At 64.3% G+C, this 18598-nt stretch carries 18 protein-coding genes, 1 tRNA gene and 1 pseudogene; 10 read left to right on the plus strand and 10 right to left on the minus strand.

Annotated elements, in window-relative coordinates:
- Window positions 1-66 precede the first annotated feature (66 nt).
- From topA to MPARV_RS0115630, 6 genes are all read left to right on the plus strand, one after another.
- Window positions 67-2829: a type I DNA topoisomerase gene (gene topA, locus MPARV_RS0115605; protein ID WP_020378945.1), complete on the plus strand. Its 2763-nt coding sequence runs from the start codon at window positions 67-69 to the stop codon at window positions 2827-2829.
- Window positions 2830-2938: 109 nt separating this feature from the next.
- The gene (locus MPARV_RS0115610; protein ID WP_012225026.1) at window positions 2939-4618 is read left to right on the plus strand and encodes an MFS transporter; all 1680 of its coding nucleotides are present in this window, start codon (window positions 2939-2941) and stop codon (window positions 4616-4618) included.
- On the plus strand, window positions 4615-5256 hold the full coding sequence (gene tmk, locus MPARV_RS0115615) for a dTMP kinase (RefSeq protein WP_012225028.1): 642 nt from the start codon (window positions 4615-4617) through the stop codon (window positions 5254-5256). The genes MPARV_RS0115610 and tmk overlap by 4 nt, the downstream gene beginning before the upstream one ends.
- A complete protein-coding gene (locus MPARV_RS0115620; protein WP_012225030.1) occupies window positions 5231-6328 on the plus strand; it encodes a hypothetical protein in 1098 nt (365 codons plus the stop codon). Before tmk ends, MPARV_RS0115620 begins: the two co-directional genes overlap by 26 nt.
- 233 nt (window positions 6329-6561) lie before the next feature.
- Window positions 6562-7536: a polysaccharide deacetylase family protein gene (locus MPARV_RS22970; protein WP_238538881.1), complete on the plus strand. Its 975-nt coding sequence runs from the start codon at window positions 6562-6564 to the stop codon at window positions 7534-7536.
- 224 nt (window positions 7537-7760) lie between these two features.
- Window positions 7761-7836 (plus strand) — tRNA-Thr (locus tag MPARV_RS0115630).
- Window positions 7837-7893: 57 nt separating this feature from the next.
- Here the strand turns inward: MPARV_RS0115630 and MPARV_RS0115635 are convergent.
- Together MPARV_RS0115635 and MPARV_RS0115640 are read right to left on the minus strand one after the other, a co-directional pair.
- Window positions 7894-9303: an MSCRAMM family protein gene (locus MPARV_RS0115635; RefSeq protein WP_157789673.1), complete on the minus strand. Its 1410-nt coding sequence runs from the start codon at window positions 9301-9303 to the stop codon at window positions 7894-7896.
- A gap of 29 nt (window positions 9304-9332) precedes the next feature.
- Window positions 9333-10052 carry a hypothetical protein gene (locus tag MPARV_RS0115640; protein ID WP_157789674.1) on the minus strand — a complete coding sequence of 240 codons (720 nt, stop codon included), beginning with the start codon at window positions 10050-10052 and terminating at the stop codon, window positions 9333-9335.
- 311 nt (window positions 10053-10363) lie between these two features.
- On the opposite strand from MPARV_RS0115640, the gene MPARV_RS0115645 reads away from it, so the two are divergent.
- Window positions 10364-11191, plus strand: coding sequence for a ParA family protein (locus MPARV_RS0115645; protein WP_157789675.1), 828 nt, complete (start codon window positions 10364-10366; stop codon window positions 11189-11191).
- Window positions 11188-11475, plus strand: coding sequence for a hypothetical protein (locus MPARV_RS0115650; RefSeq protein WP_020378951.1), 288 nt, complete (start codon window positions 11188-11190; stop codon window positions 11473-11475). Before MPARV_RS0115645 ends, MPARV_RS0115650 begins: the two co-directional genes overlap by 4 nt.
- A gap of 225 nt (window positions 11476-11700) precedes the next feature.
- Here MPARV_RS0115650 and MPARV_RS24930 read toward each other — a convergent pair whose 3' ends face one another.
- From MPARV_RS24930 to MPARV_RS0115680, 6 genes are all read right to left on the minus strand, one after another.
- Window positions 11701-12150 carry a hypothetical protein gene (locus MPARV_RS24930; protein ID WP_020378952.1) on the minus strand — a complete coding sequence of 150 codons (450 nt, stop codon included), beginning with the start codon at window positions 12148-12150 and terminating at the stop codon, window positions 11701-11703.
- Between the two features lie 252 nt (window positions 12151-12402).
- Window positions 12403-13593 (minus strand): hypothetical protein, encoded by a 1191-nt coding sequence (locus MPARV_RS24935; RefSeq protein WP_157789676.1) that lies wholly within the window; start codon window positions 13591-13593, stop codon window positions 12403-12405.
- A gap of 1347 nt (window positions 13594-14940) precedes the next feature.
- Entirely contained in the window at window positions 14941-15120 is a 180-nt protein-coding gene (locus MPARV_RS24940; protein WP_157789677.1) for a hypothetical protein, read from the minus strand.
- 180 nt (window positions 15121-15300) lie between these two features.
- Window positions 15301-15867 carry a WhiB family transcriptional regulator gene (locus tag MPARV_RS23850; protein ID WP_081582360.1) on the minus strand — a complete coding sequence of 189 codons (567 nt, stop codon included), beginning with the start codon at window positions 15865-15867 and terminating at the stop codon, window positions 15301-15303.
- A gap of 58 nt (window positions 15868-15925) precedes the next feature.
- Window positions 15926-16081: a hypothetical protein gene (locus tag MPARV_RS24945; RefSeq protein WP_157789678.1), complete on the minus strand. Its 156-nt coding sequence runs from the start codon at window positions 16079-16081 to the stop codon at window positions 15926-15928.
- Window positions 16078-16404 carry a helix-turn-helix domain-containing protein gene (locus MPARV_RS0115680; RefSeq protein WP_020378958.1) on the minus strand — a complete coding sequence of 109 codons (327 nt, stop codon included), beginning with the start codon at window positions 16402-16404 and terminating at the stop codon, window positions 16078-16080. The genes MPARV_RS24945 and MPARV_RS0115680 overlap by 4 nt, the downstream gene beginning before the upstream one ends.
- A gap of 107 nt (window positions 16405-16511) precedes the next feature.
- Here MPARV_RS0115680 and MPARV_RS0115685 point away from each other — a divergent pair, with 107 nt between their 5' ends.
- Window positions 16512-16964, plus strand: coding sequence for a helix-turn-helix domain-containing protein (locus tag MPARV_RS0115685; protein WP_020378959.1), 453 nt, complete (start codon window positions 16512-16514; stop codon window positions 16962-16964).
- Window positions 16965-17145: 181 nt separating this feature from the next.
- Here MPARV_RS0115685 and MPARV_RS0115690 read toward each other — a convergent pair whose 3' ends face one another.
- Window positions 17146-17769 (minus strand): hypothetical protein, encoded by a 624-nt coding sequence (locus MPARV_RS0115690; protein WP_157789679.1) that lies wholly within the window; start codon window positions 17767-17769, stop codon window positions 17146-17148.
- Window positions 17770-17905: 136 nt separating this feature from the next.
- Between MPARV_RS0115690 and MPARV_RS25680 the strand changes: the two genes are divergently transcribed.
- Window positions 17906-18070, plus strand: coding sequence for a hypothetical protein (locus tag MPARV_RS25680; RefSeq protein WP_238538883.1), 165 nt, complete (start codon window positions 17906-17908; stop codon window positions 18068-18070).
- 27 nt (window positions 18071-18097) lie between these two features.
- Here the strand turns inward: MPARV_RS25680 and MPARV_RS26160 are convergent.
- Window positions 18098-18484: pseudogene (locus MPARV_RS26160) on the minus strand (GNAT family N-acetyltransferase); the annotation flags it as partial.
- Window positions 18485-18598: the final 114 nt, after the last annotated feature.

The raw sequence follows: 18598 nt of genomic DNA on the forward strand, positions 1-18598 counted from the left end.
GGCAAGTGGTTGTCTCAACCGGGTGTGTTTGACGCACGGCGCCCGGCTGGTCTTGGCTAGGCGGCAATGTCCTCTCTCGTCATCGTCGAGTCACCCGCCAAGGCCCGCACCATCTCCAAGTTTCTTGGTGCGGGCTATGTGGTGGAATCCTCCATCGGCCACATCCGCGACCTCCCGCGCTCCGCGGCCGAGGTTCCGGCCGTCTACAAGGGGGAACCCTGGGCCCGCTTGGGGGTGGACACCGCCAACGACTTCAAGCCGCTGTACGTGGTGGCCGGCGACAAGAAGTCCCAGGTGAAGCATCTGAAGGGGCTGCTGGCCGAGGCGGACGAGTTGTTCCTCGCAACGGATGAGGATCGCGAGGGTGAGGCAATTGCGTGGCACCTGCTGGAGGTGCTCAGCCCCAAGGTTCCGGTGCGCCGCATGGTGTTCCACGAGATCACGCCCGATGCCATCCAGGCGGCCATCGACAACCCGCGCGAGCTGGATCGTCGCATGGTCGATGCTCAGGAGGCCCGTCGAATCCTCGACCGCCTCTACGGCTACGAGGTGTCGCCGGTTCTGTGGAAGAAGGTGATGCCTCGGTTGTCGGCGGGTCGGGTGCAGTCGGTGGCCACCCGCATCGTGGTGGAACGCGAGCGGGCCCGCATGGCCTTTCAGGTTGCGTCCTATTGGGACCTCAAGGCCCAGGTTGCAACCACTCCAGGGGATGGTGCAGCGTCGACTGCGACACGGTTCGGCGCCCAGGTGATCGAACTGGACGGCGTGCGTCTGGCCACCAGCCGCGATTTCAATGCCGATGGCCAACTGACCCGTGAGGGTGCGCTGGTGTTGGACGAGCCCAAGGCCTCGGCGCTGGCGGCAGCGTTGGCCGACGCAGCGGCCACGGTCACCTCGGTGGAGGCCAAGCCCTACACCCGCCGTCCCTACCCGCCCTTCATGACCTCCACCCTGCAGCAGGAGGCGGGGCGCAAGCTGCGCTTCAGTTCGGCGCAGACCATGTCGGTGGCCCAGCGACTGTACGAAAACGGTTTCATCACCTACATGCGTACCGACTCGACCACGTTGTCGGAGTCGGCGCTCAAGGCAGCACGCAGCGAAATCTCGCAGCGCTACGGGGCGCCCTACCTGCCAAAGGAGCCGCGCACCTACAAGAAGAAGGTCAAGAACGCGCAAGAGGCGCACGAGGCCATCCGCCCCGCAGGCGACAGCTTTCGGGCGCCCGATGAGGTGCGCGATCAGCTGCGAAGCGACGAGTTTCGCCTGTACGAACTGATCTGGCGTCGCACCGTGGCCAGTCAGATGAATGACGCACGGGGCGAGTCGGTGCAGGTGCGCCTCTCGGCTCAGACCAACCCTACGGGCGGCGCCTCCGCACAGAGTGTCACGATGTCGGCCTCGGGGCGCACCATCCTGTTCCCGGGCTTCCTCGCGGCCTACGTGGAGGGCGAGGACGACGGCGCCGAAGCCGACGACGCCGAGTCGGTGCTGCCCGATGTGAGCGAGGGCCAGGCGATGGTGGTTGACGAGGCCGAGGCGAAGGGCCACGAGACCCAGCCGCCGTCACGTTTCACCGAGGCGTCGTTGGTGAAGCGCCTTGAGGAGCTGGGTGTGGGCCGTCCGTCCACGTACGCCTCGATCATCTCCACGATCCTCGACCGGGGGTACGTGTGGAAGAAGGGATCGGCCTTGATCCCCAGCTTCACGGCCTTCGCCGTGATCGGTTTGCTCGAGGGGCACTTCCCGGAGCTGGTCGACTACGCGTTTACCGCACGCATGGAGGACGACCTCGACGGTATTGCCGGCGGGTCGGAGGAGGCGATTCCATGGCTGAGCCGCTTCTACTTCGGAGCCAACGAGGATGATGCCGGGCTGGCCCGCATGGTCTCGGAAAACCTGGGGGACATCGACGCACGGCAGGTCAACTCGATCCCGCTGGGTACCGACGACGAGGGACGCGAGGTGGTGGCCCGGGTTGGACGCTACGGCCCGTATCTGCAACGCGGCGATGACCGGGCGGGGGTGCCCGAAGACCTGGCGCCCGATGAGCTGACGTTGGAGAAGGCCACGGAACTGCTGGATGCGCCGTCGGGCGACCGGGAGTTGGGCACCCACCCGGACACCGGTTGGCCGGTGCAGGTGAAAGCGGGCCGGTATGGGCCGTACGTGTCGATGGCCGATCCCGAGCAGCCCGATGACAAGCCTCGTTCCGCCTCGCTGTTCGCCACCATGGACGTGGCCACCGTCGGCTTGGACGAGGCGGTGCAGTTGTTGACGCTGCCTCGCGTGATCGGCGTCGATCCGGCCGACGGTGAGGAGATCGAGGCACTCAACGGTCGCTATGGGCCTTACATCAAGAAGGGCAAAGACAGCCGCAGCCTCGACTCGGAGGATCAGCTGTTCACCATGACCCTCGAGCAGGCACTCGCCAAGTTGGCTGAGCCCAAGCGTCGCAAGGGGCAAAGTGCGAAGCCACCGCTGAAGGACCTGGGCCCCGACCCCGACAATGCGGAGCGATCGATCCTCGTCAAGGACGGCCGCTTCGGCCCGTACGTGACCGACGGCGAGACCAACGCCAGCCTGCGTAAGGGCGACACGCCCGACGATCTGACCATGGAGCGGGCGCAAGAGCTGCTCGCCGACCGGCGGGCCAAGGGTCCGGCGAAGAAGAAGGCTCCGGCGAAGAAGAAGGCGCCGGCGAAGAAGAAGGCGCCGGCCAAGAAGAAGGCTCCGGCGAAGAAGAAGGCGCCGGCAAAGAAGAAGGCGCCGGCAAAGAAGAAGGCTCCGGCCAAGAAGAAGGCTCCGGCCAAGAAGAAGGCGCCCGAGTAGCCGCAGCATCGCCGAATCAGGAGCTTGTCCGCCCTACGATGTGCGCTGCGCTCCCGGCCGACCCGGTGAGGCGTCCCTCGACACCGTGATGAGAACCAGCTCACAGCCGATGGGGTCCGACGAGGCCCTGGCGTCGCCAATCGACGACCCGCCGATCGCCGGAACCTCCGTTGACGCCCCGGACGGGGTGGTCGCTTCAAGCGACTTCGTCGACGATGAGTTGGACCCCTCCACCGAGGGGCTTGGGTGGCGTCAACGGATCTTTGGCACCAGCGACTTCTTCTACCTGTGGGTGGTGCAGCTGATCTCTGCGCTGGGCGATTGGGTGGGGCTGTTCGCCATCACCGCGCTGGCCACCCAGATTTCCTCGCAGCCCGAGGCCGCAACCGCACTCGTGCTGACCGCCCGGGTGGCGCCTGGCCTGTTCCTGGCCCCGCTGGCCGGGGTGATGGTGGATCGCTTCGACCGCAAGAAGGTGATGATCGTCTCCGACCTGGCCAGGGCGGCGGTGTTCATGGCCCTCCCCTTTGTGCGCACCGTTCCCGGACTGGTTGTCGCTTCGCTTCTGTTGGAGGTGTTCACCATGTTGTGGTCGCCCGCCAAGGAGGCGGTTGTCCCCAGCCTGGTGCCCCGCAAGAAGCTGACCGACGCCAACTCGCTCAGCCTGGTTGCCGCCTACTGCACGATGCCGGTCGCCGGTGGTCTGATCTTCCTGTTGACCGCAGCCAACGGTTCATTGGCCAACATTTCGTGGTTGGGGCCGCTCCAGTTTCAGAGTTCGTTGAGCCAGTCGCAGGCGCTGGCGTTCTACTTCAACGCTGCATCGTTCGTGATCGGGGCGCTGATCATCTGGAAATTGGTGCGTATTCCCAAGCATGCGCTTGGCGGCAGTGTGGTGGGCGACGAGCGGGCGGCGGGCATCGGACAAACGTTCTCCGACATGCGTGAGGGCTGGCGTTTTATCATTGGTAACCCCGTGGTTCTGGGGGTCAACGTGGGGCTGGCCACCGGGCTGTTCGGCGCGGCAATGCTGGTTCCCCTTGGGCCGGTGTTTGCCGAAAAGGTGATCGGTTCGGGCGACACCTTCTCGTTGTTCATCACAGCGTTGGGTTTGGGTGTTGCCCTGGGTGTTGGCGCACTGTCGTTTGTCCAGAAGCTGCTGCCGAAGCGGGCGTCGTTTCTGTTGGCCTCGTTTGTCAGCGGGTTCGCGCTGATCCTTGCCGCCTCCATGTCGTCGTTCTGGCCTGCCGCCGCATGTGTGTTGCTGCTGGGCATCTGTGGTGGAACGGTCTACATCCTGGGTTTCACCCTGTTGCAGACGTACACCACGGACGAAGTGCGCGGCCGGATCTTCTCCACGCTGCTCACCTTGGTGCGTCTGTGCGTGCTGTTGTCACTGCTGCTCGGCCCGTTGCTGGCGGCGCTGTTCGAGCGGCTGATGTCGTCGTTGTTCGAGCCCGACGCGGCCGGCATCCCCCAGATGCAGTTGGGTTCGATCTCGCTGGCGGTCCCGGGCGTGCGGGTGGCGTTGTGGACCGGTGGTTTGGTGATTCTGGGCGCCGCAACGTTGGCATCCCGGTCGATGGGGTTCCACCTCCGTGAGGGAGTGGCCGATGTTCGGGCCCAGCTCCGTTCCTCCGAGGTCCGGCCCGAGTACTCTGCTGAGATCCACCTGACCGACTTCGCCGAGGCGACGGTCGAACTCTCCGAGGCGCAACCGCCTCCGTCGGCACCGGGACTCCGCGGCCGTCGTGCTGCCCGAGGCCGACGATCCGAGGTGGTTGGGTGACGTCTCCTCGCGGCTCCTTCGTGGTGTTGGAGGGCCCTGACGGCGCCGGCAAGTCCACTCAGGTGGCACGCCTCGCCACCCGGCTGGACGCACTGCCCACGCGTGAGCCGGGTGATACGCCGTTGGGCGCGGAGTTGCGCCGACTGTTGTTGGACGACGATCAACTCACCCGTCCGGGCCTTCGGGCGGAGGCGTTGATGATGGCGGCCGACAGGGCCCAACACATCGAGGAAGTGGTGGAGCCTGCGTTGGCGGCGGGCCGACACGTGGTGAGCGATCGTTTCATCGGATCGTCGGTGGCCTACCAGGGGTACGGCCGGGGGCTCGATCCCATGGCGGTATTGGGCATTTCGCAGTTTGCCGCAGCCGGTTTGGAGGCCGACCTGGTGATTGTGGTGGACGTGCCGGTCGAGGTCACCCTCGATCGGGTGGGAGGCCAGCAGGACCGCATCGAGGCGGCCGGACCAGAGTTTCATCGCCGTGTTCGCACGGGGTTCCTGGCTCAGGCCGATGCCGATGCGCAACGATGGGTGGTCGTCGATGGGAGTCGTTCGGTGGATGAAGTAACTCAGGCAATCGTGACGGCTGTTCGGGATCGGTTGGGGTTGCTCAATGACGCAAGCCGAGCCCGTGGTTGATCCTGCGGTGGCCGGCAAGCCGGCTCCCTTCGATGAACTGGTGGGGCAGGCACCGGCGGTGGCCCAGCTGACTGCAGCGCTCGAGCGCCCGGTACCCGCGTACCTCTTTGTCGGACACACCGGGTGGGGGACTCGACGCGCCGCAGATCTTTTCGCCGGCGAGTTGCTGGCGGGCCGTGATCCGGATGGGGTCAAACGACATCGCAGCCTTGCAGCAGCCGAGAACCATCCTGCCATCGCAGTGGTGGAGCGCACGGGTGCCGCCATCAGCGTCGAGGAGGCACGGTCCATTGCCCGACGCGCCGAGTTGGCACCGCCGGAGGGTACACATCAAGTGCTGGTTCTGGTGGACTTTCACCTGGTTCGCAGCGCGGCGCCTGCGTTGTTGAAGACCATCGAGGAACCGCCTTCGAGCACCACGTTCGTGGTCTTGGCCGAGGAGGTCACCCCCGAGTTGGTGACCATTGCATCAAGGTGTCTGCGGGTTGATTTTCGGCCCATCCCAACCGACGACCTGATGCGGACGGTGGTGGCAGAGGGCTACGCCCCCGAGGCGGTGGCGGCTGCCGCCAGGGCGGCCGGCGGAGACCTGGAGCGGGTTCGGGCCCTGCTGTCAGACGATGCCGCATCCACGCGTTGGCAACGTTGGGCACAACTTCTCAATCGGGTCGACGGAACAGCGGCCGTCGCCAGCGGGCTGTCGACCGAGCTGATTGCCGACCTTGACGCAGCGGGCGAGGCGCTCGCTGCCGGCCATGCGCAACAACTTGAAGCCTTCGATGCAGCCGAGGACGAAGGGCAGCGGGGTCAGGCAGGGCGACGCAAGCGTCTGGAAGACCGCCACAAGCGAGAGGCCAGGCGTCTGCGTAACGACGCGCTCCGGGCCGGTATGGCGGCACTCGCCGACGAGGCACGAGCGGCGGTGAGCACACCGACGGCAAGCACGATCGCCAACTACGAACGCGTCGGCGATTCCTTGGCAGCCTTGGAGTTGGCGCTGGTGCACAATGCTCGTGAGGATCTGGCCCTCTTGGCGCTCGTGATGGCCCTGGGCGAGGGTGCTACAGGTTGATTCCTCGGGCCTTCCGTGCCTCATGCTCTTGACCGGCAACGGGCTGGGGTAGACGGATTTCTCTTTAGCCAGGGCTAGTGTCGTTGTGGTCAACGGCTCAGAAAGGTGTCGGCGGTGCATGCATCGCCCACCCCAGACAGCAGAATTGTTTCATGATGAACCGATCACCGAATCACTCTGACGGTCAGTCACTGAGTCAGGGGTCAGCTTCGTTTCCTGTCGCGAAGGTGGGGGTGGCATTGGTGGCCGTGGCGGCACTGGTCTTTGGTGGGTGGCGGGGCATCGAGCGGCAGGCAGAACGATCGGATTCAACCGGGCAGGCCGGCGCCGCAACGCTGCAGACGCCCAGGTCCTCATCTGCGGCGACGTGGCCCCAGTCGTTCGTTGTCACCCCGGTTTCAACTGCTCTGAAGCAGAAGGCAGCGGCCGACCAGGCTGCCGCAGCGGCAGCGGCAACCACCATCCCGGCCCTACCTCAGCGGGGCGCATGGGATGAGCTGGCCCCGGTTCCCGGCTCCGAGGTACACGACGTTTCGTCGCTTCCGGCACTGTCCAAGGAACTGGCCCCGGTGGTGGTGCTGACCTTCGACGACGGACCCGGCCCTCAGACCGCTGCGATCCTGGATATTTTGCAACGCGAGCAGGTGACCGCCACCTTCTTCATGTTGGGCAGCCAGGTGCGGGAGCGACCCGAGGACGCCAGGGCGGTGGCCGCGGCGGGGTTTCCGATTGGATCGCACACCATGGATCACAAGGATCTGGCCACGCTGACGCCTTACGAGGTCGAACGTGAGATTCGCGACTCCACCAGTGCGATCAACGAGGTGGTCGGCAAGGGAACCGTTCAGTGCATGCGCGCGCCGTACGGCAGCTTTAACGACGAGACGCTGGGCGTGGCCAAGGAGCAGTCGCTGGGGTTGGTCGGTTGGGATGTTGACACCGAAGACTGGAAGGTTCGTGACTCGGCTCGAATTTTGGCCCGTGCCACGATGCCAGGACACCGTCAGCTCATCCTCATGCACGACGCCGGCGGCAACCGCGATGCCACGGTCGCGGCGCTGCCGCAGATCATCGCCCGCTACAAGGCTCAGGGCGCCCGCTTCATCTCGCTCTGTGGCTCGGAGTTGGATGGTGGCAATGCAACCACCGAGGCCCCCGTTGTGGCCTCACCGGTCACCACCGCGCCAAAGCCCCCGACGCTTGGCTGAACGACGAAGCCGCGGGCCGCCATCACGATGCCAAGCGGGTCTCCACGGTTCGTGGGCTTTGAGAGTCCACGGCCGGGCGTGCAACTTCGAGGCCCCGCAGTGCTCGGACTTGGTGAGGCATTCCGGTTGCTGCTCAGCGCGTTCAATCGCCGGGGCAGACAGCGAGCAGCTTGCCGAAAGTAGATGGCCGGAGGCATCGGCATCGCTGGTAGGGTGTGGTCTTCGCCCGGGTAGCTCAGACGGCAGAGCAGCTCACTCGTAATGAGCAGGTCAGGAGTTCGATTCTCCTCTCGGGCTCCACTCACATCCTTGCAATATCAGGGGTTTCAGCCCTTTCGCAGGGGTCGCCACCGTGGCTCAAAACGGCGTCGGGCCACATTGCGGGCATACCGCCTCAACCTCCTGGTCGTCGTCCACACCGGTGACGGTGATCTCGTCGAACACCTGGGTGTCGCCCTGGGAGGTGACCACCGATTCCGACGCTGTGGTCTGCCCGTCGATCTCCCGGTAGTTGTCGACCGTCAGCGTCAGTTCGGCGTCACGGTCGAGCAACCCGGTCACGGTCGGTTCCGGGGTTTCGGTGATGTAGCCCGGAGGCGGTGCGGTCTCGGTCAGTCGGTAGTTCCCGACCCGAACGTCGGGAATCTCGATCAGCGACGTCGGCGAGGTGAACGTCTCGTCGTAACCACCTGGACCGGTCAGCCGAAGCGTTGCCCCAGCAACCGGGTCGCCCGTGACGCCGTCGAGCTTGCCGATCCGCACGGTTCCAAGCGGGGCCTCTTGGCGACCATCAGCCTGTGCAACCTTCGGGGTGCCAGCCACGATCATGGTCTGTTGCCGTTCATCCACCGGACGCAACACTCGAGCGCTGGATGGGCCGACGATCGAAACGCCGTAGCTCACCGGCTTGGTGCCGTCGACGACGTTTACCCGCAGGTACGCCTTGCCGTCGCTGCTGGTGAGCGGAGCTGGGAAGCCGTAGTCGGTCAGCTTCTGGTCGAATGCGTCGTCGTAGAAGCCGTCGACGGTCACGTTCGACTGCAACCCAGGTGGAGCGAGAATGGGTTGGCTGTTGCCAACCGGGTTCCCGGCGGCATTGCGCAGGGTCCACTCGGTGTCGATGACCCCGCCGTCAACGCCCGGATGAGGGGTGGCCGAGTCGAGGGTCCAAGCCCAGTCGCGGCCGGTGTTCTCCATCACCGTCCAGGCGAACATCGCCGTAGCAGCCACCGCACCCGCCGAGCTGGCCTGGTTGCCGTTGAAGGTCCGCACCCCACCGCTGCCGTCCGACAGTCGGAAGTCGGCACCGCTCGTGGGGTCGGGCAGTCCGACCGGGTAGGTCGTGGCACCAGGCAAACCGAGCTGCGAAGACCGGTATTTGCCGACTACCGCCAAGGCGGCCTGGGCAACCTCATCGTCCTTGAACGGACCACTCAGATTGTCGACCGTGAACGCCAGCGCTGACAGGATCGGATCGTCGGTCAGCCCGCCATCCAAATAGGCGCCAGGCTGATCGTCAGGTGCGCGACCATCCCACTCGATGCAGGTCGCCTGACGTTTGCCGGTCACCGGGTCGGTCAGCTCGTACAGGCCGACGTACGACAGCCCGTCGCCGCCACCGGTGCCATTGACCTGGACACCGGTGACACCACCCGCTCGCACGACCGCCGCACCCGCCGTGCCGGGGAACACCAGCGTCCCCAAAGTTGTCAGAAGGAGCGCAACAACCGCAGCAGCGGCACTCCCCCTCTTGGCCTGAACTTTCATACCAACCTCCTGGTTGATGTAGTTGTCGATCACGAGCGAGCCGCCCGCGCGATCCCGGCAGCGAAACGAGTCACTCCCGCCGAACTGCCTGATGGGCATGCAGGGCCGTCAAAGCCACGCCGATAGCCCGGCGCCACGCACAGGTGGACCCGATCCGGCGCACGCAACGACACGAACGCCCCAGAACCCGATCCGGGCTCACCCTCCCGGCGCAGGCCACCCGAGATGAACCGGTCACCACCCAGCCCGGTGGCAGCATCAACGACCGGGACACCCCTGGTGGTCGCCCACGCCTCGGCGGTGTCGCGCGCCGACACGCTGTTCGATGCTCGTTCGTTGTCCCACACAGGGGTGAGCGCCATCCGAAGCTTCGGCGTACCGATGCGAGCTGCGTACGCCTCGTAGCTGTCCCGGTAGGCGCCGCCTATCCGGTGATCAGAACCCGACATGCACGGCGCCAAGAACGAGTCGTTGCCGCTGAAGGCCAGCACCACCACATCGGCAGACCCCGCCGCTGCGACCGCGTCGGCGAGTAGCGAGCAGGGCGCAGCGCCGGTTCGAGCTACTACCCGGGCGCCGGGAACCCTCTTTTCGATGGCGGATCTCGCCTCCACCACGAGCGAATCACCGACAACGAGCACCTTGCCGGGCGACACCCGCACGTTCCGAGGAGCAACCTGACACGCGCACGACGTCAGCACCGCCAACACCGCAACCGTCAGAACTGCTCGGGCACCCAATGACCTCATGGCCACAAGGAATACAAGTCATTAGTGGGATTGGGGTGGGGGTCGGACGCCACCACCGTCGAAGTCCCTCAACCCCTCAAATTGCCACTTGTGCAACTGTCAAGATTCACTTTTGTTCGTCTGTTCACCGCCCACTATGTACAAATCCTCGTTTGTTCAGGTGTCGAATCCCTATGTAGCTCCAGGTCGTCGAGAGCCGGCAGCAGCGCGTGCTGCGCGCCGAGCCCGATCCACCACGGTCACCCATCGATGCCGATGTACATCCGTTCGGTTCCACATGCTCACGAACCCGCAACGGACCATTCCCACAAATGCGTGCCACGTTGACGGTGACCACCACCTCGAAGGGAAACCAGACCATGCACACGCTCGCTGTTGTCCACCACAAAGGGGGAGTCGGTAAGACCACGACCACCGCACACCTCGGTCACGCCCTCGCCGCCGGACCGGGCGCACCCAAGGTGTTGCTGATCGACCTCGACCCCCAGGCGTCACTCACCCGGCTGGTCGGGCTCACACCCGGCGCCGGCGACGTCGGCTACGCAGCGGCAATTGACGACCACGACATCGAGGCACAGGTCGTCCGGTCTGATGAGTGGGGGCTCGACGTGCTTCCAGCGGGCCAACGTCATGCTCGCATCGAGCGGTCATCGGATCCAGGGACCGAGCAGCAGCTCCGGCTGATGCTCGAAGAGGCAACCGCGCGGTGGGACTACGTCCTCATCGACGCCCCGGGTTCCCTCGGAATGCTCACCACCACTGCCCTGGCGGCAGCCGCCAGCGGAGTGATCGTCCCGACCACACCCGACTATCTCGCTCTTGAACCGCTCAAGACGATCATCCAGCTGATCGACACCGTCCAGACCGCCTACCAGCCCGGATGCGTGCTCCGTGGAGTCGTCATCAACGCGCAGGCGAACACCCGCGAACACGCACATCACGCTGACCAGCTCCAGCAAGTGTTCGATCGTCAGATCCTCGGCGCCGTTCCGCGCAGGACCGTCCTCCAGGACACCGCATCAGCGGGACTCCCGCTAACCAGGATCCGCACCGGGCCGGCCGCAGGTCTCGTGCACGACTACGACCAGATCGCCTCACGACTCGCCGCTCAGCTCACCAGCCAAGGAGCACCACGATGACTACCCGTCGCAATCCGCTCGACAACGATCTGCTCGCAGACCTCGGCATCAGCACTACATCGGCTGGCGCCGACGCAACGACCGGCGACCGTGCACCTGCAGCGCCGCCGTCAGCGCCCGCGGGCCCGGACCTGGCGCCCGGCACGGTCAAGACCAAACGGATCGGCGTCGACGTCAGCGAAGAGGTCTGGATCGCCACCAAGATCGTCGCCGCCCAGCGGGGGACCACCGTGGCCAACCTGATCCGTAGCCACCTTGCCCGGCTGATCGCCGAGCAGGCGTGAGCGTCGACGCCCCACCGCTCGACTCTGAGGCGGCACGCGGCGACTCTGAAGTGAAGCAGGCTTGTCCGGATCAGAGCGATGGGCTGCCTCACCGTTCAGCTACAACCCAAGCGATCATGGCAGAGCAGGGGCAATGACAGGGTGTGGCGAATTGCTTCTCACCTGTGTGAAGTGATCCTCAGAGCGACGCTGGGTCGGCCGCTCGTCGTTAATCTGACTCCCTTCTCAATTCCCTCCGACCGTCACCGGATGCGCTGCTCTAGTAGGGCCAAGACGCAGCCACGGGGGCGGAGCGGGCGGCTCTCGGCCAGGTGTGCCCACCTGGAGCTTCTGCGCTTGGTGGAGGCCGAGCCGGACCGTGATGTGGTGACCGGGTGCCCGGTAGGAGACGGACCCGCCTTGGTCCGTCAGGAAGCGGACCCCGAGCATGCCCACCAGGTCAAGCAGGTCGATCGACTCGGGCCGGGCAGCCGGTCGGGTGCTCGCTCCGCTGTGCTCCCGCTCCCGCTCCCGCTCCCGCTCCCGCTCCCGCTCCCGCTCCCGCTCCCGCTCCCGCTCCCGCTCCCGCTCCCGCTCCCGCTCCCGCTCCCGCTCCCGCTCCCGCTCCCGCCGCCCTGGCCGACCCCGTTCAGCCTGTTCGAACCGGACGGCAAAGCGGTGACCCGTTCGGCACACACATCGTGTCGAAGTCCGAATAGGCGGCGGCCGTGCCAGCACAAGGAGCAACCGCAACCCCAATCCGAGAGCCCACACCATGTAGTTGCCGGGTGCAGTGATACAGAACCGCACCCGGCAGGGCGCCGACTCACCGGAAGGCTACGCACCTTCTCTCCTACCAGAGGTTTGTCTGTGCGGTGGCGCATCGGAGGTGGTGTGCTGCCATCACCCAGGAGGTCGGCCGTCGTGAACACGGACGAATCGCATTCTCTAGGTCTGTAAAATCGCTGTTACAACGGCTCCTAACACGCCAGCCGCAACGACCCCCAAGCCAGTTACGATGGCGAGCGTTCGGGACTCGATCCGCATCGAGATCTGTTCGATATTCGCGAGAAGGGGAGCGCTGTCGAACGCCTCCATAAGAGCGGTATCCACTTCGTAGCCAATGCTGAATATGGCTGCAGCCAGACCTGGGTCCACATTCAACTCGAAGGCCCGCCTTTTGGCCAGCCAGTCTCGTTTTATACGTTGCAGTACAGCGAAGAGTGTCCAAAGGCGGTTTATATTGCGTAGGCCTTCGACTCGGGATCGATAGCGTCTTAGCCAAAACGCTGGATTCAAACAGTTTCTGGCTAGTAACGGTCCAGCGTATGAGCGTTCGAGCCTCAGGGTACTCTCGATGACCTTCTGCGCCTCATCCTCAATCCAAGAGAACCTGAAGCCAATGTTCTTAAGTTCCGAAAACAATTCGACGGGCAGAAGCATCTCGGTGGCGAAAGCACCCATTAGTGACGAGATATCTTCCGCGCAGTTCAGGTACACCAGAGCCGCCGATAGCGAGCCGGACGTCGTGACTGTCATGGGTGAACCAGGAGTGGCCCTCAATAGGGAAAGTTTGTGACCGAAAAGAAGTTCGCAATCTGGAGAGCAACCTTGGTTAAGAGTGTAAACTCCCAAGGAGCTGGCCGCATTTGTCAGGATGTCAAAAACAACCTGTCCTTCCCTGAAGCCAAGAGAATCCGAAAGATGATACCATCCGACTAAAAGCGCTAGACCGTTCCAAAAGACGAAGTATTCTTCAATTATTCCATTTTCTAATGGCTCACCTGTATCAGCGTGCATGGTGGGGACGCTGACTTCGATTACTAGGGGAACCGCCAGAGGCAGGCGAAGACCCGTCAGCGTGCTTCCCCCATCCAAGAAAGTACTGATATTGGGATCTTGAAACGGAAATACACCTGACCGTCGCCAGGACCCAGGGTCCACATGCGGTTCGGTCACGCTTTGGACTCGTGAATCAGCCAGTAATGCGTCTCTCAGGAGCCAAAACACCTTCTCGGGGTCCATTTGATCATCAGGGATCATGAATAGCGTGCCGAATCGGGCAGCCACCGTGGGTGAGCCACGCATCTCCCATTGGGGCGAGGGAAGCGATGGGTTATCTGTGAGCTTGGTTGGCACGGAGAATATATTAGTTCAGCGTCTGACGCCTATGGCCGACTCAGCACCTGTCGGCGGAGGGGGGTCGTTTGAGAATGTGGGACCTTCCTGATGTCGGTGGGACTGCCTTGCTCGGTTGCTGGCATCGGTGCCCTTTACATCAGGCTCCCGAAGGGAGCCCTTGATTGACGGCCAAACCATGCCGACCTCCTTTGGCCTCGACGGCCAATGCTCGCCGTCGAAAGGCGGATGTAGGCGATGGTTGTCCACAGATTCGACGGCCGGCACGCGCCAATTGCCGCACCCTGCAGGGTGCGGCAACGCCGGTCAATTAGGGATGATGAGCTGGGCCGGTCTGTCAGCTCGCGGAACTCGTGGTCACCGCCCCAGTGCCTCTAGGGAGATGGGCCAGGAACTGCAAGGCCGGCCCTGAGCAGCGGCGCAACAGCACCTACGACAGCAGCTCGCGCAGCGCTGCCACGGCGCGCCACGGATGTCTTAAGCCAGTGTGAGTCTTCAATGGGCAGCACTGCCGCCCATTCACCGGTCGAGGCTTTGTCGGCCCACATTCGGGCAGCTCGGTCGTGCTCGTCGTCTGCGACAGCGGGCTCTTCGCTGATGGGTCTGGGACTCGAGGCTGTTGGGCGGCTTACCCGGCCTGGTCCTTGTTTGGAGGCGGGCGGCCGGCGACGGGGGCCACGAGTTGGGTCCATCACCTCGTCGGCGACCCGCACGCACCACTCTGCGTACTGCACACGACCGTCGGGTTCAGCTCCGACCCGCTTCTTGGCGGCAAGTACACGGCTGCGGGTCCAGCGCTCAGGCAAGAGGAACACGTATCTGTTCGGGTACGGGCGTCCGTTGCGGAACTCGTGAGACCAATCGACCAGTCCCAAAGCCCGCAGCTTCGGCAGGACCCTCCGCACCGTCCGGGCAGCCACGCGGGAGCGACGGCCGATCTTTCGTTGGTTCGCCCAAGCCAGGAGTCCGAACTCGTTCGCCAGCGAGAGCATCGCCAGGGCCACAACCTCGTCGGTGGAATCCAAGACGCCCAACTCGACCATCATCTCGACCACACCGCGCACGTGACCCCGGAACTTCACGTCGCGATCGGCAGGTAGTGGGATGCGGGTGGTCCGGTGTTCATAGGAAGGCCCGCGGGCAGGACGCTGATGGGCGCCTTCGCGGAAGCCGCCCCGGCGCCGACCAGATGCCTGCCCCACAGCGCGATCCACGCCACGCCGAACGAGCGCCCGGGCCAGGTCATCGGCTAGCTGCGTCGGTGCGCTCGATGGTGCCTCGACCATCATGGCGACTCGTTGGAGCCGGCAGACACCACCGGGAGCGGCACGGAACGAGGGTCGCTGCTCATCGATCGTACTCAGCGAGCGCCCGACGGTCGGCCACGGTCAATGGAATGCCGGCGGAGCGGCGGGCACGTGCCATGCGTGCCAGCACCGCGCGGCGTAGCGGCAGGCAGTGCTCGCACACCGGGACGCGGTCGATCACTGCCACTACAGCGAATTGGGGGTCCGTGCGTTTACACATTCCACACAGAACGTGTTGGCAGACCAGGCGCACGCCGCCGTCCCACACTTGAGCGGATCCCAGCTCGTGGCTGGCACCGTCGATGTCCCCGCACCCGGGGCAACGGTTACCAGGCTGGGGGAGCACCGGACTCACACCCGGTCGACAAAGCGTGCTCTTCGAGAAGCTTCTCGGGCGGGGTCATGTGCACACCGCCATCTGCGGGAACCGTGCGAGTTCATGGCGCACCCGGTCGGCTAACGGTGGAGGGCAGTCGTCGCCCTGGGTCCAGCCGACCACCAGGTTGAGCGCCCACGCCATCAGCTCGTCCTTGATCCACCTGCCACCTCGCACCCGATCGCCACTAGGTGGGTGGCGGATGGCCCACACCGGTCGGAGCTGCTTCGAACCGGCGCCAATACACATCGTTGCCAGGTCCTGGTGGGTGATCCACTCGGGCAACTGGTCGGCCACGTAGATCACCCGCAGGGCAATCGCCAGCCCGGGAGTGCGTTCCAGTAGGTGGCGACGCTCTGGTGATGCCAGTCCGCCGAACACCCCGTCGGCGGCTCGCTCCACGAGCGCCAACCACAGGCAATCACCCGCCACCGGGCACTGAGCACAGACGGATTTGGCGGGCTCACACGCACCCGGCAGCGTTTCGTTCGGGGGGAAGAACACCCGCCGATCCGGGGATATCTCGGGGTCCGCGCAAGCGGCGCTTGAGCGCCATGCTTGACGCCGTTTGCTACGGTCTAGAACGTTCATCTTTGATCCCTTCAGATCGTTGAACACCGAGACCCGGGGCGCTCCTACGCACCGGGTCTCACTTCTTTTCTTTGCTCCACCCCGCCGGGTTTCCTTGAGAGGTTTGAGTGAGCCGCTCGAGATGCCGGGCAGTCACCTCGTCCACGCCGATAGCCGAAGAACCGTCGGACCGGGTGAGTGCCACATTTCTGGTCTGCTTCAGCGGGTTGGTCATGACGCTGCCGCCCCGCGGTGTTCGGACCCGTAGAGAAACGCCGCGATGTGCTCCTGGCCGATGAGGATGCGTGACCCCACGCGACGGTGTCCCAGCTCGCCGCTGTTGACCAGCTTGCGCACCACTGATTCGCTGAGCCCCAGCTCATAGGCGGCGTCGGATGGGCTGAGAGAAGCGCGTCGTCCCCCTGCATCGCTGCCGTCTCCGAGAGCCTCCCGGATCACTTCGCGAACATCGCCGAGGAACTTTCCGGTATCCAAAACGATCACGTCAGGCGGGGAGCCGGGGAGTGAGTGGCGTGAGTTGTCTGCGGCGAACGGCATCGGAGTCTCCTGAAGGGTCGTAAACGATAGTATCCGATAGTACACAACGACTACGACACCTGCATGACATCGCCGCAAGTTCCCTAGGAAGGTGGGACAATGGGGCGGTGGACGCGCACGATCAGGCGACTGATGAGTTCGATGGGTCGTGGGTTCGAGCGCGTCGTGAGCAGCGTGGTTGGAGCCAGTCGGAACTGGCCGCGCGAGCGAGCGTGTCTTATACAACCGTTTCCGATATTGAGCGGGGTCAACGTCCCCAGGTAACGGCCCGGGTCCAGGCGAAGATCACCCAGGCGCTGGAAGCATCAAGTGACGACCCCGCAACCGGTCTTGACGCGTCCATCGTCGCTGACGCGCTGACTACGTTTGCCGCCGTTCTTGAGCGCACGCAGTCCGACCTGCAGGCGCTGGAAGGACGGGTTGCCGCTCTGGAGGCCCAGGGGCCAGCGCAGACAGTCGGGTCGGATGGGGCTGAGCTGTCGAGGGAAGCCGCGGTCCTCGAACTTCAGGACGTGGCTGAGCGGCTGAAGGCTTCGCTCCTCGTTGCTCCCCGAGATTGACGCAGGGCCTTGATGCTGGTGGCAATCCGATCGGTGATGAACCCAGCGAAGGGGCAAGAACAAGACGCCGATGGCGCTTCACGTCACAGCGTCGCAATGAGATGTCACCAGACGCTGCAACAGTCCCCATCTCACGCGCACGCCCTCGACTGCTTCACCTGCAGTATGCGAGGAAAGGGCGCTACCCGTTGTACTGAATCGCCCAACTTGCGGGCTCCACCCCGGCGGGCACCCGCCGGCGAAGCAGCATGAAGCCATTCTCGATGCCAGGAAGCCAGTTGGATGCCTTGTCATAAACTGTCACCAGCTCCCACCCTGCCCTGCCAGTGGCCGAGAGGATGTATGTCAGGCGCGCCGAAGTGTTGAACGCACCAGTGCTGACCACCGCGTACTGCCACCGGTCGCCGGCGGAGCCAAACGGTTCTGTCAACTCGTTTAGCGCCGCTGACCTCGTCGCCGCTGCCTCTTGCGCATGAACAATTTCAGTAGCCTGAGATCTGACCGCAGCAAAGAAGTCCTCTGCGTCGTCTGGCGGATCAATGCGGAAGGTCGAGCCGTCAATTTCCAGTGTTTCAGCGTCAACGAGGACCACATCCTGGACTCGGCTGCTCAGTAGCTCTCGCCAAGTGAGCCTGCGGGGGAGCTGAACAGACACCGCATCGTCCGTGAGCCAGAGTTTGACTGCGACGCCGTTGTCGACCTGGATTGCGGAGGCCGCCTCGACGGCAACACGATCGTTCCCTACCATCAACAACGTTGGTGCTCCGCACCGATTGTGAAAGGCCCCCTCGTTTTGCTCGGCCAAGAGATCGACGAGGGGGCCCTTGCGCGTCCAGGACCCGGCCAGCCTCAACCACCCCCCACACCAACGACAACTCCACTGAGGACCACCCCATCCCCACCCAAGCTGTCCCAAACCCACCGCCCCGTGGTCACCTCACGTGGCGCTCAACACCTCCTCAATGGGCACCAAGGCAGTAACGGATAGCGCGCCGATCGCACTGATGGAGTCCTCCGCTATGGATGTTGCAGCCAACCTGCTCACCCACGTCGACTTCAGCCATACTCAGGATGCGAGCTGTAGCGATCGACGCTGCATTCTTTGAGCACACCTCGATGAAGACGTGGGCACTCGGAACCTCGGTCGTAATCCACTCCGAAACCTTGCTTGTGAGTTGAGCGGCCAACCCATGTCCCCGATGGCCGGGGGCGACGGCGTAGTCGACCATGAGACCATAGTGATTGCCGGAACATGGGTAGACCTTTAGCTCGACCGCAGCCAGGACCTCGTCACCCTTGCCAACCAGGACAGCGTCGAGCCGCCGCGTAACTCCATCAGCGCCAGCACAAACCTGTGCGGGAAGGTCGGCAAGCGACTTCGCCGGTTGAGCATTAGTCCGCGGCTGGAGGTTTAACCACCTATGAACGTCGGGATCTGCCGCAATCGTGTTCCACCCATCGAGATGGTCAGCGGTGAGGTCGCACAGGTTCCCAACTCCCGGCACCGTTGCGACTATCACGCCCTATAGCTACTTGCCCCTGAAATAGTGGTTGGGTTGGCCGGTTTGAGCGGTGAACTGCCCTCGTGGTGAGGGGTGTTCGGGTTGGTAGGCGCGGCCGGTCAGAGCGGCGTG

This window comes from Candidatus Microthrix parvicella Bio17-1 (assembly GCF_000299415.1).
GTDB lineage: Bacteria > Actinomycetota > Acidimicrobiia > Acidimicrobiales > Microtrichaceae > Microthrix > Microthrix parvicella.